The 16,473-nt window shown below is 52.4% G+C and carries 13 protein-coding genes and 1 pseudogene; 7 read left to right on the top strand and 7 right to left on the bottom strand.

The annotated features are described in order from the left end of the window. The 4 genes from B348_RS1000000131840 to B348_RS0105100 form a co-directional block, all read left to right on the top strand. The coding region (locus B348_RS1000000131840; RefSeq protein WP_026136576.1) for a hypothetical protein at nucleotides 1–264 on the top strand (264 nt) is incomplete at its 5' end. 199 nt (nucleotides 265–463) lie between these two features. After that, nucleotides 464–1,972 (top strand): methyl-accepting chemotaxis protein, encoded by a 1,509-nt coding sequence (locus B348_RS0105110; RefSeq protein WP_371105853.1) that lies wholly within the window; start codon nucleotides 464–466, stop codon nucleotides 1,970–1,972. Between the two features lie 28 nt (nucleotides 1,973–2,000). Next, nucleotides 2,001–3,692, top strand: a complete 1,692-nt coding sequence (locus tag B348_RS0105105; RefSeq protein ID WP_026136574.1) for a bifunctional diguanylate cyclase/phosphodiesterase — start codon at nucleotides 2,001–2,003, stop codon at nucleotides 3,690–3,692. A 508-nt stretch (nucleotides 3,693–4,200) separates the two neighbouring features. Beyond that, nucleotides 4,201–5,406 (top strand): HD-GYP domain-containing protein, encoded by a 1,206-nt coding sequence (locus B348_RS0105100; protein WP_081609204.1) that lies wholly within the window; start codon nucleotides 4,201–4,203, stop codon nucleotides 5,404–5,406. 105 nt (nucleotides 5,407–5,511) lie between these two features. Here B348_RS0105100 and B348_RS0105095 read toward each other — a convergent pair whose 3' ends face one another. From B348_RS0105095 to B348_RS0105090, 3 genes are all read right to left on the bottom strand, one after another. Further along, nucleotides 5,512–5,928 (bottom strand): response regulator, encoded by a 417-nt coding sequence (locus B348_RS0105095; protein WP_017735067.1) that lies wholly within the window; start codon nucleotides 5,926–5,928, stop codon nucleotides 5,512–5,514. Nucleotides 5,929–6,152: 224 nt separating this feature from the next. Then, a complete protein-coding gene (locus B348_RS1000000131500) occupies nucleotides 6,153–6,626 on the bottom strand; it encodes a hypothetical protein (RefSeq protein ID WP_139273529.1) in 474 nt (157 codons plus the stop codon). A 5-nt stretch (nucleotides 6,627–6,631) separates the two neighbouring features. Beyond that, nucleotides 6,632–7,549, bottom strand: a complete 918-nt coding sequence (locus tag B348_RS0105090; protein WP_017335988.1) for a recombinase family protein — start codon at nucleotides 7,547–7,549, stop codon at nucleotides 6,632–6,634. A 201-nt stretch (nucleotides 7,550–7,750) separates the two neighbouring features. Between B348_RS0105090 and B348_RS0105085 the strand changes: the two genes are divergently transcribed. The 3 genes and pseudogenes from B348_RS0105085 (at nucleotide 7,751) to B348_RS01000000129735 (ending at nucleotide 11,397) form a co-directional block, all read left to right on the top strand. Further along, nucleotides 7,751–7,990, top strand: coding sequence for a ribbon-helix-helix domain-containing protein (locus tag B348_RS0105085; protein WP_017335987.1), 240 nt, complete (start codon nucleotides 7,751–7,753; stop codon nucleotides 7,988–7,990). Beyond that, the gene (locus tag B348_RS0105080; protein ID WP_017335986.1) at nucleotides 7,990–8,400 is read left to right on the top strand and encodes a putative toxin-antitoxin system toxin component, PIN family; all 411 of its coding nucleotides are present in this window, start codon (nucleotides 7,990–7,992) and stop codon (nucleotides 8,398–8,400) included. The genes B348_RS0105085 and B348_RS0105080 overlap by 1 nt, the downstream gene beginning before the upstream one ends. Nucleotides 8,401–8,403: 3 nt before the next feature. Beyond that, a pseudogene (locus B348_RS01000000129735) lies at nucleotides 8,404–11,397 on the top strand (Tn3 family transposase). Nucleotides 11,398–11,499: 102 nt separating this feature from the next. Here B348_RS01000000129735 and B348_RS0105070 read toward each other — a convergent pair. The 4 genes from B348_RS0105070 to chrA all read right to left on the bottom strand — a co-directional run bounded on the left by B348_RS0105070 (nucleotide 11,500) and on the right by chrA (nucleotide 15,954). Beyond that, nucleotides 11,500–12,351 carry a universal stress protein gene (locus B348_RS0105070; protein ID WP_017735064.1) on the bottom strand — a complete coding sequence of 284 codons (852 nt, stop codon included), beginning with the start codon at nucleotides 12,349–12,351 and terminating at the stop codon, nucleotides 11,500–11,502. A gap of 11 nt (nucleotides 12,352–12,362) precedes the next feature. Then, nucleotides 12,363–13,850, bottom strand: a complete 1,488-nt coding sequence (locus tag B348_RS0105065) for a SulP family inorganic anion transporter (RefSeq protein ID WP_017735063.1) — start codon at nucleotides 13,848–13,850, stop codon at nucleotides 12,363–12,365. Between the two features lie 582 nt (nucleotides 13,851–14,432). Next, nucleotides 14,433–14,738 carry a PadR family transcriptional regulator gene (locus B348_RS0105060; RefSeq protein WP_017335982.1) on the bottom strand — a complete coding sequence of 102 codons (306 nt, stop codon included), beginning with the start codon at nucleotides 14,736–14,738 and terminating at the stop codon, nucleotides 14,433–14,435. 10 nt (nucleotides 14,739–14,748) lie between these two features. After that, nucleotides 14,749–15,954 (bottom strand): chromate efflux transporter, encoded by a 1,206-nt coding sequence (gene chrA / locus B348_RS0105055; protein ID WP_017735062.1) that lies wholly within the window; start codon nucleotides 15,952–15,954, stop codon nucleotides 14,749–14,751. Between the last annotated feature and the right edge of the window lie 519 nt (nucleotides 15,955–16,473).

Raw genomic sequence — 16,473 nt, 5'->3', positions numbered from 1 at the left:
GGCAGAACAGCCTCTACTGGGTCAGTTTTCGGTCAGCGGCAACAGACGTTGATCCATAGCTTCAGTCAGGCAGTTCTCAATCGACAAGCTTCTAGGCTTCTAGACATAGCTAACGAAATGAAGGAGCAAGCTACGTTACTCAAAAACTGCGGATACAACGATCTAGCTGATTCGATTTTTCTGGAGTTTGACAAGCTTATGCTCGTGATTGAACAGATTCATGAAGTCAGAGATCAGCGCGACTGTGACCATAGTCCTAGCTAGTGGATGATTTCTGCTAATGCAATACCACTCCAACAAAATTTAGTCAATAGCTAATTCGGCGCAGATTGTCAACCCCTAAAAATGATGTTATTGTGACATCATGCTCGCCTAGGTAATCTAATCATGAATTCGGTCAGTCGGTCATTCGGTCAGCCGGTCAGTCACGTCTGTTGAACAGGTATTTCCCGGTTCAGAACGTTTGATTTCAGCTACCGATCCTAGCGGTAAGATCATTTACTGCAATGATGAATTTGCGAGCATAAGCGGCTATACGCGTGAAGAACTTGTGGGCAGCCCACATAACTTGGTTCGCCATCCCGATATGCCCCCAGCTGTTTTTGGGCTGATGTGGAGTTATCTAAAGTCTGGCAAAAGCTGGATGGGTATTGTAAAAAATCGTTGCAAAAATGGTGACTATTATTGGGTCAGCGCCTATGTCACGCCGATTGTTGAAAACGGCGCCTTAACTGGTTATGAGTCCGTTCGAGTCAAGCCAAGTCGTGAACAAATAGAGCGTGCACAAAAGCTTTATGCTCGCTTGCGCACAGGCAAAGAGGCCACTCCAGGGCATCATCACTGTGGAGTATTCCTCGCAAGACTAGCTTTACCTATGACCGCCGCAACGTTTGCGGTTTGCGCCTCAATTCTACTCCCGAGTCTGGCAGCTCAAGCAATAACAGCCGTACTTTTTCTTGCGATGGGCTGGTGGTCGTATACTAATCAGGGAAAACTTCTTCACCGGATCATTCAAAGTGTTCCCAATGCATTTTCAGATCCTATTAGTGCCCTCACGTACAGCGATAGCTACGGCCCTTCTGCACGATTGGAAATGATATTGATCAGTGAGGATGCACGCCTTAAAACCGCACTTACTCGGTTAGGCGATCTAGCTAGCCAAGTAGCCGAAGCTGCTGCTGACTCCTCCCTACTCTCTAACCAAACAGAGCATGCCTTACTTGAACAGAGAGCTGAAACGGACATGACGGCCGCTGCCATGACGGAGATGGCAGCATCGATCAATGAAGTCGCCGGGCATGTGCAGCAAACGGCAACTGAAGCGCAAACTGCGAATGAATTGGCCGAACAAGGGGATAAAGTCGCTGGTACGTCCCGAGAAGCGATACAGCTTCTTGCGACTACAGTAACGAATATCAGTACTGCCGTGGATAACCTTGCCAGTGAAACGCAGCAAATTATGTCTGCAGCAGAGGTTATTCAATCGATCGCAGACCAAACGAACTTACTTGCACTCAACGCAGCTATTGAGGCTGCTAGAGCTGGTGAGCAGGGGCGCGGTTTTGCGGTAGTTGCCGACGAAGTTCGTGCCTTGGCCAGCAAAACACGTGTGTCAACTCAACAAATTCAAAGTGTCATCGAGACCCTCAAAAAAGGTGCTGATGAGGCCGTTGATATTGCGAGACTGGGTATACGCGAGGCTGACCACGGCGTGCGACAAGTTATTGAGGCTCAGAGCGCTCTGCAAGGGATTCGTGAGGCCGTAGAAAGAATAACTGGAATGAGCCAGCAAATGGCAGCGGCATCAGAAGAACAGGCTCATGTCGCGGAGGATATTGCTCGCCAGATCAACAATGTCGCTGGGACAGTTGAGAAAACAGCGAAAAATGCCCACGCCGCAGTGATTCGAGGCGGTGAACTTGAAAACACATCCCGTGGGCTGCACGCATTGGTTGAGCGATTCAATAGATAGTGCCTTGTGGTATTAGTGAGGTTCAGCAATGAGTCAAGGATACCGTGCGGCAGTAGATGCGGCTGCTATCTTTTCAGAGACGGACATGCAGGGAAACATTACTTATGTTAACGAACAATTCTGTGCTATTTCTGGATATAGCGTGCACGAGTTGCTCGGAAAAAATCATCGTATCCTGAATTCATCTTTGCATCCACCTGAGTTTTTTGCGGAACTGTGGAAAACAATATCAAGTGGAAAAGTTTGGAAAGGTGAAATCTGCAATATTCGAAAGGACGGTACTTTATATTGGGTAGAAAGTACTATCGTGGCCACCTACGATAGCGAAGCCAACGTAAAAAAATATGTTTCTATCCGCTTTGATGTGACAGAAAAGCGGAAGCTGATGGAAGTACTGCAGTGGCGCGCAGATCATGATGTGCTAACTGGTTTACCTAATCGTTCTTTACTATACGATCGATTTAAACAGTCTGTAGCCACAGCACATCGGAACCATAGTTCGCTTGCGGTGTGTATACTCGACCTCGATGGCTTTAAATTGATCAATGATCGCTACGGTCATGCGATAGGTGATCGTTTGTTAGTAGAGGTAAGCGAACGTCTGAAAAAAATCATTCGCGGCGAAGACACCGTCGCGCGATTAGGTGGCGATGAGTTCGTGATCCTTTTGGGGTTAATGCATGCGAATGAATTGGAAATGGACATGCAAAGGATTCTGACGGCGCTTTCCCTAGCATATACAATTGACGGTATAGAACTTAATATTTCTGCTAGTATTGGTGTGACCATCTATCCAAAAGATGATGCGGATATCGACTCGCTCCTCCGTCACGCCGACCAGGCAATGTACAGAGCCAAACTGAGAGGTCGTGACTGCTATCATTTGTTCAATATATTACTGGATAATGAAGCCAGAACAGCCTTCGAAACTGTAGTACTCGTTAGCAAAGCCTTGCGTAATAATGAGTTATGCTTGCATTACCAGCCGAAAATAAATCTGAGCAGTGGGACCATTACTGGCTATGAAGCTTTATTGCGTTGGCAGCACCCGCAAGAGGGAATAATTTATCCGCAAAATTTTATCCCATTTGTTGAGCAAACTAATTTGATTGTCGATATTGGCAATTGGGTTATTGAACAGGCATTAACTCAAATCAGTAATTGGGCTGTGCTTGGAAAAACATGGTCAGTAGCGGTGAATATAGCAGCCTTACATTTTCAACGTGAGGATTTTGTCGAAACCTTAAAACACTTATTATCCCGTTTTCCAAATTCCTCACCACAGATGTTAGATATTGAAATTGTCGAATCAGTAATGCTGGAAAATATCCCGCTCGTAGTTAAAAATATTAATGAATGCAAAAAACTAGGAGTTACATTTTCATTAGATGATTTTGGCACTGGATATTCCTCGCTGAGCTATCTTAAAAAACTAGAGACGCATTCAATTAAGATTGATCAATCTTTTATTCGTGGAATACTTGACGACAAAAATAGCCTTTTATTGACGATCGCTATCATTGGTTTGGCCAAGTCATTTAATAGAGAAGTTATTGCTGAAGGTGTGGAGACAGTGGAGCAAGCTAAACTTTTGATGCGCCTAGGTTGCGACTCCGCACAAGGCTATGGTTTTGCGAAACCTATGCCGGTAGAGGCCGTCATCAGCTGGTCTAAACATTTTTCCCCAACCCATCTGTCCTTGGGGCCGAGTGATTTTTAAGCAGTTTGCGAAGATGAAATTTTTGTGTTTTTTCACTGGGATAAATTTAACTCCGGTGCATTTTTACTGATTTATTGCTCAATATCAATATTTCCGTTCTGACTTTGTGATACACTGTTTCAAGAGCCCACAAATTTTTGTAAAATCTAGACCTTTAGATCCCTGCTGCGCAGCTAACAAGCTGATATCGACGTCCAGGAATAATAAATTCAATGCAACGCCAGAAAGCTAGCAGAAAAAAAGTCACGGTAGCTATCAAGCTTCGTCTAGCGACGTTCTACACTCTGGAGGGATGGCTCCTCCTTGGAGGACCGAATCTACCTGAACCGTCAACCCTGGCTAGCTTTTTGGAAAACCTCGCTGATACGTTGGCGCGTGGCGTAATTGACCCAAATTCTATTGAAGCAGAACTGCTACGCTCGCTTGGACACCCACCGCCATCTTTAAGTCCGGTGGATTCAGCCCCGAAAAATCTCTGATCATTAACCAATTACGTCGAGCAGATCTGATGCTGAAAATGATATCCACACATCAAGTAAGGCTTGGGATGTATATCCAATCACTTGAAGGCAATTGGTTATCACATCCGTTTTGGAAGGCAAAATTTGTATTGTATGATCAGGCTGACCTAGAGGCTTTGCAAAACAGCAAAGTTTCGGCAGTGTGGATCGATTGTTCAAAAGGTACGGATATCACCGAAACAGCTGAGGATCCGAGTCAGGAACAAAAAGAACCACTAACTTATGCGGCACAAACACTGCCAACGCCAACGCCTGTTTCTACTACGGTGGCTGAAGAACTACATCGCGCATCGCAGATTCTCAACCATTCCAAACTTGCTGTGATGCAGTTATTCAATGAGGCCCGCCTCGGAAAAGCTATCGATATAGAACAATGTCTACCCATCGTAGAAGAAATTAGCACATCTGTGGCGAGGAACTCCTCCGCTCTCATTGGCCTGGCGCGACTGAAAACCAAGGACGAATACACCTATATGCACTCCGTTTCGGTTTGCGCTCTTATGGTTGCCTTGGCCCAGCAATTAGGACTGGATAACGAGCAGATTCGCGAAGCGGGGATTGCTGGACTGTTACACGACGTTGGTAAGATAGTAATTCCGGGAGTTGTGCTCAACAAACCGGGTAAGCTTACTGATGACGAATTTTCGGTAATGCGCAGGCATCCAGAACTTGGTCATGCCATGCTTCTCAAGAGCGAACTTATTCCCAAGTGCGCTCTAGATGTCTGCCTCCACCACCATGAGAAGATCGATGGCACTGGCTATCCGCACAGCCTCCAAGGCCAACAAATTAGTATTTTAGCGCGCATGGCGGCAATCTGTGATGTTTATGATGCTATTACCTCCAATCGTCCTTACAAGGAAGCTTGGGATCCCGCTAGCTCTCTCGCGCATATGTCGAAATGGACAGGGCATTTCGACAAAGAACTTTTTAATACCTTTGTCAAAACCGTAGGAATTTATCCGCTTGGCAGTTTGGTTAGATTACATTCCGGGTATTTGGGCGTGGTGATTGGGAAAAATCCGACCCATCTCAGCAGGCCGATTGTGCGCGTATTCTTCTCAGTTAAGTCTAAGACTACTATTGTGGAGCAGGTGGTGGATTTAGCACAAAGTTCGACAACAGATCGTATCGTCAGCCGGGAGGATCCAGCAAAGTGGGGGTTCAAAAACTTAGAAAACCTTTGGTGTTAATTCATGGTTCTAAGAACTGTAGGAGCGCCGGTTGCTCTAACAAATACGGAGAAACTCGTACGCTACAGGCTCGTTGCTGTTAATGAAAAAGATCAAAAAATAGCTCTATTCTTGCGCTTTCTGGATTTGGAAACCTGGCTGAAGCAGGGATGCCATCGCACCGATCAGATCATCCAGAGACCATGGCTTGTGTAAGTAGATCGTAGAAGGCGGGACTGATGCAGGATCTATCAAAGCCCCTGAGGTCAGAATCGATGCAATCGTCGGCCATCTTCCTCTCACCATTTCAATGAATTCTGTACCTTGAATTTGTCCAGGGACCCCATGATCGGCAATCACTAGCCTGCATTTTTCATGCGATTGCAGAAGATATGTTAACGCATCATCAGCAGTTTCAAATGCTAATGCCTCAGCCCCTACCTCCTCGACGATATCCACCATCAGTTCACGGAGCGTCGGATCATCTTCGACAATGATGACTCCGCCCAGAATTGGTAATAGGCCTTCCCGGTTAACGTACACTTTTTCACCTTCTTAACTAGCCAAAGACATCTACTCGCGCAAATCAGTTCTAGGGTTACTAAGTTTTAGGATTATCCGCCATCCGAACGACGGTTGCGATGCCCTAATTTTCCCTATGCATTATCCCTTTAGTGTACGATTTTTTCCGAATTCTTTCACTTCCCCAACACGCGCTACGTTGAAATCTGGAGGATCGACGGCCACCAACGGTGGCAGATTTCAATTTAGGCGCTGATCTGCTTGAGCCTGCGGCTAAATTCAGTGGCCCGACTCGCTGAGACGCCGGCAAGTTTTGCCAGCAAGGCATTAGAAATGAGCCCCGCCAAATGCTGGTACCGGTCCAGTTTTGAAACCCGTTGGTACGGTACTGCACCCAAAAAATTTTGCCGTTGCTCAACTATGGCAAAGGGCACACCTACCGCACGGCTGATTTTCGCAGCTGACATTGTGCCGAACAGTGATTCGTAGCCGAGCCACGGACCTACACAGTTTTTGATTCGCTGTTGTGCTGGTTCTTTCGGCAGTGCTTCCGCAAGCTCACGGCCTAAAGCTTCACGCCAATTTCTAACCGTTGTGCGCGAAACCCTAGCGAGGTTTGCAACTTCGTCGTCATGCACAAGCCCCAAGAGGGTCTTATATGGCCGCAACGGATGGTTTGTAGGAGGGGTTTGGGGAGCAATGGAACCAAAAACCAACATAAGCCCTACCACCTCCGCTCAGAGCCCTCTTCCCAGGCATCTGCCTCGATAAAGCAATTACGCATCTCGGCCTCTTGGCTGATCTCGGTCAGCAGATCATGTACCGTCTTATCCAGTGCCTCATCGTTGCGATAGGGAATGCTCAGCGCGTAGTTGCCCGACTCAAGCAGCTTCATGCCGTAAGGTTCCAGGCAGTAACGCTCGATATTCTCCAGTGCCCGTTTTTTACCACGCACGAACTTGCTGTTGTTCTCGACGGCCAGGCGCAATATGACCGTCGCGATCCGTTCGGCATTGTCCACTGCCGGTGGGACCGTGATGTTGAGATGCTGGGTGATTTTTGCGGGTACGCCGATCGTTATGCCGCGATGCCGGAGGTAGCGGTAAAGCGTGCTTTTGGAAATGTGCAGTTTCTTGCCAATGGCGCTCACACTTAACCGACCCTCTCGGTACAGCGTTTCTGCGGCCATAGCGGTCGCTTCCGCCTGAGCGGGCAGCCCCTTCGGGCGGCCACCGACTCGACCACGTGACCGTGCAGCGGACAAGCCTGCCTGTGTGCGCTCACGAATCAACTCACGTTCGAACTCTGCCAATGAAGCGAACAGGTTGAACACAAAGCGGCCTTGCGCGTGGGTGGTATCGATGGGGTCATTCAGACTTTGCAGGCCAACGTTACGAGCGGCCAATTCACCGACCAGTTCGACCAGGTGCTTGAGCGAGCGCCCTAGACGATCCAGCTTCCAAATCACCACAGCATCACCGGCCCGTACATGAACCAATAATTTGTCCAGTTCCGGACGTGCGCTTTTTGAGCCGCTGGCAACGTCTTGATAGATCCGCTCGCACCCTGCCTTTGTCAGAGCATCGATCTGGAGGTCGGCGTTCTGATCCCGAGTACTCACCCGCGCATAGCCAATTTTCATCAAAAGTACCGTTTACTCAACAGAGAAATTGAAAATAGAACCTTGATTAACGATACCAGTATTTAAAACCATAATATGGGCTAACTCGGAGCTGGGCAGGTCTTCCGTTAAAGTTCTATAAAACGAGGGTTTTATCGAACCGTTGCGGCGCAGTGAGGATCGAGTGTATAAACACATAAACACCTAACATTGGAAAAAGTCATGAATACCACTCGCTGGAACGTCGCCGTCTCCACCGACACCGACCAATCGCTTCGCATGTTTCTGGCCAGCCAAGGCGGTGGCCGTAAGGGCGACCTGTCGCGCTTCATCGAAGAAGCGGTGCGGGCACACATCCTGGAGCTGAGCGCCGAACAGGCCAAGGTTTCCAATGCCCATCTGAGTGAGGCCGAACTGACCGAAGCGGTTGAAGAAGCGCTCGACTGGGCGCGTAAGCGCTGATGCGGGTTGTATTGGATACCAACATTCTGTTCAGTGCGCTGATCTCACCGCATGGGTCTCCTGATGCGATCTATCGGGCCTGGCGTTCAGCTCGCTTCGAGGTGGTGACTTCACGGGCACAGCTCGACGAAATTCGTCGCGCCAGTCGTTACCCCAAGCTTCAGGCCATCCTTCAGCCTGCCAAAGTGGGGGCCATGATCAATAACCTGCAACGCGCCGTGGTATTGGAGCGGTTGACCATTGAGGTTGAAGCCGATGATCCGGATGACTCTTTTCTGCTGGCCATGGCTTTGGCGGGCAATGCGGACTACCTAGTAACCGGTGATCGACGCGCAGGCCTCTTGCAGCGCGGACATATCGAACGCACGCGGATTGTCACCCCCGCCGTGTTCTGCGCCGAGGTACTGTGATCGATGCCGGTTGGTTTTCTGACTCAGGAGCAACGCGACGGCTTTGGTCGCTACATCGATGCGCCCAGCCGTGATGAACTGGAGCGCTACTTCCACCTGAGCGATGAAGACCGTGAAGCCGTCCAGGTACTACGGGGCAACCATAACCGCTTGGGCTATGCCGTTCTGCTGACTACCGTTCGCTTCGTCGGTGTTTTGCCGGACAAACCCACGGCTGTGCCGGTGGAAGTCCTGCTTGTGCTTTGTCGGCAATTGGCAATCGCCGACCCTGACTGTCTTGTACGTTATAGCGATCATCGTCGCTGGATACATGCGGCCGATATTCAAGAGCGCTATGGCTATCGCCACTTTACTGACCCAGGCATCGGCTTTCGTTTGAGCCGATGGCTGTATGCCCTTTGCTGGACTGGTACTGATCGTCCTGGCGTGCTGTTCGAACGAGCTACCTCATGGCTGCTCACACAGAAAGTCCTATTGCCCGGAATTTCCCAGTTAGAGCGCTTCATTGCCCAACTGCGTAGCCGGGTTGAAGAACGCCTCTGGTACACCTTGGGCCGCAGCGTGACCGAGGAGCAAAGACAGCACCTACAAGACTTGCTTCTGGTGGCCGAAGGCAACCGTAGTTCCCGACTGGATCAACTACGCTCCGGCCCGGTGATGGTCAGTGGCCCTGCACTGGTTCGGGCGCTGCGTCGGCTGGATGATGTACGCGGGTTGGGTATCGCCTTACCGGCAGCTGCGCATATCCCTCCCAGCCGCATTGCCACCCTGGCTCGCTTTGCCAACACCGCGAAGGTCACGGCCATCAATCGACTGCCGGCGTCGCGCCGGTTGGCGACGTTGGTGGCATTCGCGGTTTCCTTGGAAGCCAGTGCGCACGACGATGCTCTGGAAGTTCTGGAAGCGCTACTGCGTGATATCTTCAACAACGCAGAGAAGGCTGACAAGAAGGCTCGGTTGCGTAGTCTAAAAGACCTGGATCGCTCGGCGGCAATGCTCGCCGCTGCGTGCAAGGTCGTGCTGGATAGCTCGATCAGCGATGACAATGTCCGTGCCCGGCTGTTCAACGACCTGCCACGTGTCACGCTGGAGAAAGCCCTGGAAGAGGTCAATGCGTTGATCCGTCCGGCCAACGATGTGTTTTACCTCGCTCTGGAGGAGCGCTACCGCAGCGTGCGCCGTTTCCTTCCTGACTTATTGAAACATATTCGCTTCGGCTTCAGCCCGGCGGGTAAGGGTGTGGCGGCTAGTTTGGACTGGTTGCAACTGAACTTGCCTCGCAGGAAGCCGGAGGATGACGTGCCGCAGGAGATCGTGGCCAAGGCTTGGCAGAACCACATCACTCGCGAAGATGGCTCCCTCGACATGGGCGCCTATGTCTTCTGCACGCTTGATGCACTACGCACGGCCCTACGCCGCCGCGATGTCTTTGTTGCACCCAGTTGGCGCTAGGCCGACCCGCGTATCGGTCTGCTCGATGGTGCAGAATGGCTGTCGGCGCGACCGATCATCTGTCGCTCACTGGGCCTGACTGTGGACGCCAAAACCACCTTGGACGCCTTGTCTGCCGAGCTGGATGCGACTTGGTACGCAGTCGCCGCTCGCCTGCCCGACAATCCTGCGATCCAGTTGAGTGAGAATACAGAGGGCAAAACCGAGCTGTCCCTCGGAGCGCTGGAGAAGCTGGAAGAGCCCAACTCGTTGCTGCAACTGCGTGCAGCCGTGGCCGACTTGATGCCGCGTGTCGATTTGCCGGAAATCCTGTTAGAAATCGCCGCTCGTACCGGCTTCACTGAAGCCTTCACCCATGTGTCCGAACGCAATGCGCGGGCCGACAACTTGGTGACGAGTTTGTGCGCAGTGCTCTTGGGAGGAGCCTGTAACACCGGCCTGGAGCCCTTGACTCGCAACGACAACCAAGCGCTGCGCCGTGACCGGCTGTCCTGGGTGAGCCAGAACTATCTCCGTGACGATACCCTGTCGGCAGCCAATGCCATTTTGGTGGCTGCGCAGAGTCAACTGGAGCTGGCTCAGGTCTGGGGCGGCGGCGAGGTGGCCTCCGCCGATGGCATGCGTTTTGTCGTACCTGTGCGTACCGTACATGCCGGCCCTAACCCGAAGTATTTCGGTACCGGCCGGGGCGTCACCTGGTACAACCTGATCTCCGACCAGTTTTCCGGTCTTAACGCCATTACGGTGCCCGGCACCCTGCGCGACAGCCTAGTATTGCTCGCGGTTGTGCTGGAACAACAGACCGAATTGCAGCCCACACAAATCATGACCGATACCGGTGCTTACAGCGATGTGGTGTTCGGGTTATTCCGTCTGCTCGGTTATCACTTCTGCCCGCGCCTGGCTGATGTCGGCGGTACCCGCTTCTGGCGCACCCGCCCGGACGCGGATTACGGCAAGCTCAACGGACTTGCTCGCCAGTCAGTCAAGCTCGACCTGATCGCCGAGCACTGGGATGACCTGTTGCGTTTGGCTGGCTCACTCAAACTTGGCCGAGTGCCGGCGACAGGCATCATGCGCACCCTACAAACGGGAGATCGTCCGACCCGTCTGGCCCAGGCGTTGGCAGAGTTCGGACGGATCGAGAAAACCCTGCATACGTTGACCTACATTGATGATGAGTCCAAGCGCCGCGCCACCCTGACCCAACTGAATCGCGGCGAAGGCCGACACAGCCTGGCTCGCGCCGTGTTCCATGGCAAACGAGGCGAGCTTCGCCAGCGCTACCGAGAAGGCCAGGAGGATCAACTCGGTGCCCTGGGCCTGGTGGTAAATATCATTGTGCTATGGAATACCCTCTACATGACGGCTGCCGTGGAGCGGTTAAAGCAGCACGGCTACCCGGTACAGGACGAAGACCTGGCTCGTTTGTCGCCGCTGATCTTCGAGCACATCAATATGTTGGGACGGTACTCCTTCGCGGTACCAGAAGAGGTCGCCCGAGGTGAGCTACGGCCACTGCGTAATCCAGACGACGATATTTAGGTGCGCAGGTCGAACTCAGTGGGCTATGTTGTCAGATAGCTTAGATGGGATTGACCACAGCATTTCTCAATAAGTAGAAACACTGTGGCTTAGAGAGTTATCTCAGCGCAGCAGCAATACAGGCATGGTGGCTGTTCGAAGCATCGTCGTAGTCGTGCTTCCTACCAAAAACTGCCTGATGCGTGAATGCCCATAGGCACCCATGACCAGCAGATCAATGCCGTGCTCTGTCTGATAATCGTGCAGAGCCGACTCCACCTCACCTTGTCTGATTTCAGCTTGGACTAGGAAGCCAGCCGAGAGAAGCATGCTTTGTGCTTTTCCCAGTGCCTCGTGATTGCTCACCGAATCTGCACCGACCGTAACAAGATGAATGGGCAAGTCTTTGCAAAGCGAACTGGCGGCAAACATTTGGATGGTTTTGTAGGCTGTGGAGCTGCCGTCAAATGCGAGCATCACCTTTTCGGGCTTTTTATAGCTGTTGGCTGTGATCAGGATAGGCCGGTGAATTGTTCGCACTACAGCTTCTATCTGGCTGCCAAGGCTGTGCGCGTTGCGTGAGTTGTCTTCACCCACTCTTCCTATCACCAACAGTCGAATATCCTCCTGAAGGTCGCTCAGACTTTCTACCAAGTGTCCGTGGCGCTGCTTCAGCTCAGGAAACGCAGCGCCGGAAATGACCGTTCGCTCCCTGGCCTTTTCCAGCATGTGTTGGCCCTGTTCCAGAGCGAGTCTGGCGCGTTGGGCATCCAATGTAGCCAGCTCCTCCAGCAGATGCTCTCGACTGCCGAGACCAATATTTCCACTTAGGTCAGCTGCTGCTGGGTATTTCTCTTCATCCAATACGTGAAGCAAGGTAAGAGGCGCGTTGAGTCGCTGCGACGCCCATGCTGCGTAGTCGCAGACCGCCAATGAGGATTGTGAGTTATCAATACATGCCATTACGTGGGTCATTGTCGATCTCCTTAGTGGCTCATGAGCTTGTCGATGGCGCCAGGTTTGTCATGCACGCCAAAGCGGTCAACGATTGTGGCGCTGGCCTCATTTAGACCCAGCACTTCAACCTCGGCGCCCTCGCGACGGAACTTGATTACCACTTTATCCAGCGCGGCGACGGCGGTGATATCCCAGAAATGCGCCTGTGTCAGATCGATGGTGACCTTGTTGAGCGCTTCCTTGAAGTCAAAAACTTCGGTGAACTTGTCTGCCGAGCTGAAGAACACCTGGCCTACCACGCGGTAAGTCCGATGCGACTCCGTCTCTTCAAGACTGCTCTTGATATCGAGGTAATGTCCGACCTTGTTCGCAAAGAACAACGAAGCCAGCAGTACGCCGACCAACACGCCGTAAGCCAGATTATGCGTTGCCACGACCACCACAACGGTCGCGACCATGACGAGGTTGGTCGACAGTGGGTGCTCTTTCAGATTGCGCAAGGAATCCCAGCTAAAGGTGCCGATGGATACCATGATCATCACAGCAACCAATGCAGCCATCGGGATCTTGGAGAGCCATTCGCCGAGGAAAACGACCATCAGCAGCAAGAAAATGCCCGCGCACAATGTGGAGAGACGGGTACGTCCACCGGATTTCACGTTGATGATCGACTGGCCGATCATGGCGCAGCCTGCCATACCGCCGAGCATCCCGGCAGCGATGTTGGCAATGCCTTGACCCTTGCATTCACGGTTTTTGTTGCTGGTGGTATCGGTCAAATCGTCGACGATGGTCGCGGTCATCATGGACTCAAGCAGACCTACTACGGCCAAGGCGGCTGAGTACGGGAAGATGATGCGCAGAGTTTCAACGTTCAGCGGGACTTCAGGCCACAGGAAAATCGGCAGCGTGTCCGGCAGTTCGCCCATGTCACCCACAGTGCGGATATCCAGACCGAGGTAAATAGCAATGGCCGTCAGGGCCAGGATGCACACCAGCGGCGAGGGAATCAGCTTGCCGATCTTCGGTACATACGGAAACAGATAGATTATTCCGAGGCCCACTACGGTCATGGCGTAAACGTGCCAGGTCACGTTGGTCAATTCAGGTAACTGCGCCATGAAAATCAGAATCGCCAATGCATTCACAAAGCCTGTGACTACCGAGCGCGAAACAAAGCGCATCAGAGAGCCCAGTTTCAGGTATCCAGCGAGGATTTGAAGCGCCCCGCAGAGCAAGGTGGCTGCCAGCAAATACTGAAGCCCGTGATCTTTTACCAGGGTGACCATCAGCAGTGCCATCGCACCGGTAGCTGCCGAGATCATGCCGGGTCGACCGCCGACGAAGGCGATGACAGCACAGATACAGAAGGAGGCGTAGAGACCGACCTTGGGGTCGACGCCGGCAATGATAGAGAAAGCAATGGCCTCCGGGATCAGCGCGAGCGCGACCACGATCCCCGCGAGCACGTCTCCACGGACGTTGGAAAACCACGTTTGTTTGAGCGATTGCAGCATCAGAATATCCAAGGCAATGCACCACACGCACACCAGGCAGATGGCGAGCGCGTCGATACGAATTCAAGTTGTGAGGATTATTTGGCTGTGTGCCTTGGGTGTAAAAACCGGGCATACAGCAGTACGCGACCGCGAGCGAAACTAGCGGAAGCGAGATGTTGCGAGGGGGCGTAGCGCTAAGGCGGCGTAGGCTGCCAGTAGATCGTTTGGAGTACAGTCATGCTGGTGTTCCTGTAGCTCAAGAGGTATGGCTGAGCGATAAAGTATACAGTGAAGATATCGTCAAATGCGACCTGCTGCCTCGTTTGGGTCAGTTCTTCCAGCCGTGCTGATCTCCCTAGGGCAAGTCTTTCTAGATTAAACCGCGACGAACTCCGCTGTCAGGCAGTGTACACATGGTGGAGAGATCAATTCAGATCCTCCTGGGGTCGATAGAGAAATCGGAAAAAATCGTACGCTAAGCATTCGGCCTGTCAGGTTGAGGCCATAGAGATTGACGCCTTGGCGTCAGAAAATGCAGAAAGCGGCCCTAGTCTGACGCGGTGCCAGTGAACCGCCTGACGCCGAGTTGAAGCCGTAAACTCAGCAACCTTCGATCAACTCGCCGAACAGTTCCTTAACCTTTGCACGTGCCTCGACCAGCGCAACTTGGCCTTGCTCAGTGATCTCATAGACACGCCGTTCACGTCGCCCGGTGCGTTCGTGGCGTGAGGTCAAATAGCCCTTCTTTTCCAGCCCGTGCAGCATTGGGTATACCGTCCCGGCGCTCAGCTCGTAGCCGTGTCGTTGCAGTTCTTCGATGATTCCCAGTCCGAAGACGGGCTTCTCGGCTGCATGGTGAAGTATGTGCAGGCGGATCAACCCGCCGTACAGGTCTTTATCTGTCATTTTTCGTGCCTCACAGCGCGATACTCAACAGCCAACCCGCTGCACCGCTGCCGACGACAACTAGCCACGGCGGGAGCTTCCAGAACATCAGTGCGACAAGGGCGACCAGGGCCAAGACAAAGTCTTGCGGCTGAAATATGGCGCTAGTCCATACAGGGTGATAGAACGCGGCCAGCAGCAGGCCAACCACCGCCGCATTGACCCCAGCCAGCGCGGCTTGCATGCCTGTATTGCGACGCAGGCGCTCCCAAAATGGCATGGCTCCCACAACCAGCAGAAAAGAGGGTGCGAAGATAGCCAGTAGGCACACAATACCGCCGACCCAGCCAGAGGGAGCGGTGCTCATCGAAGCACCAAGGAACGCGGCGAATGTGAACAATGGGCCGGGCACCGCTTGAGCCGCCCCGTACCCCGCGAGGAAGGATTCATTACTGACCCAGCCGGAGGACACCACTTCGGCTTGCAGCAGCGGCAACACAACGTGGCCACCACCGAACACTAGTGACCCCACACGATAGAAGGCGTCCACTACCACCATCGTTGGACTTGGCAGCAATTTTGCCAAGATCGGTAGGCCAATCAGCAGGGCAAAAAATAACGATAGCCAAAGTGCGCCGGCCCGGTGACTGACCGTGATAGGTAGTGGGTCGTGCTCAACAGTATGTGCTGGCTTGAACAATAGTCGGCCTATGATGCCTGCGGCAGCAATCACACCAACCTGCCCCCACGCGGACGGTACGAGCAGGACAGCACAGGCGGCAATCGCCATTATTGTGACTCTCAGCCCATCCGTACACAGGTTGCGCGCCATGCCCCATACCGCTTGGGCGACTACGGCAACGGCCACCACTTTTAGGCCATGCAACGCGCCCGGCGAAACGGAATCCCCATAGTTGGAAATGCCCAGCGCGAACAGGATTAAAGCTACGGCCGAAGGCAGCGTAAAGCCTGTCCAAGCAGCCAGCGCCCCGCTATATCCAGCCCGTGATAGCCCCAACGCTATGCCGACCTGGCTGCTTGCTGGGCCTGGAAGAAATTGGCACAGCGCCACTAAATCAGCATAGCTGCGTTCAGACAACCAGCGCCGTCGTGTGACGAACTCGTCACGGAAATAGCCTAAGTGCACGATGGGGCCGCCGAAGGAGGTCAATCCAAGGCGTAGAAAAATAAGAAAAACCGACCATGGGCTGCGGTCATCGGTGGAGGTATTAGTCATGCGTTGGCCTACCTGATTTTCCACAGATTAATCCATAATAATCGAACTTCGATAACGAAATTCGATTTTATAGCTGCCCAAAACGACTGGAGTACCGTGCAATTCGTACTGGGTGTCGCAATGCAAGTAATCGATGTTGTGCTAGCCGCTGGTTTTGTCTGCTAGCACAGTTCATTAGCAAAACACGCTTGGCCTTAGCGTACGATTTTTTCCGTTTTCTCTATTGCCCCCCTCCTGGTCACTCCGAATGCAAATAACTGGTCAAGAATGCAGCCGGCTGGTCAATAACGGCGCCAATGGGTGGTCAAGTTGCGCAATGGTTTTATCGAGTCGGATGCCTGGGAAGAGGGCTCTGAACGGAGCTAGTCGGGCTTACGTTGGTTTTTGGTTCCATTGCTCCCCAAACCCCTAGTAGGTAACCTTCTGCTTAACGGCATTGCGTTGCTCATGCTCCCGATTTCAGGATGGTATTGGAGCACGGTGGCGGACAAGCCAATACTCGTGGCGGGCATCTTCATG

The sequence above is a fragment of the Pseudomonas sp. CBZ-4 genome (assembly GCF_000346755.1).
Lineage (GTDB): Bacteria > Pseudomonadota > Gammaproteobacteria > Pseudomonadales > Pseudomonadaceae > Aquipseudomonas.
This window is presented reverse-complemented; position numbering and strand designations above follow the sequence as displayed.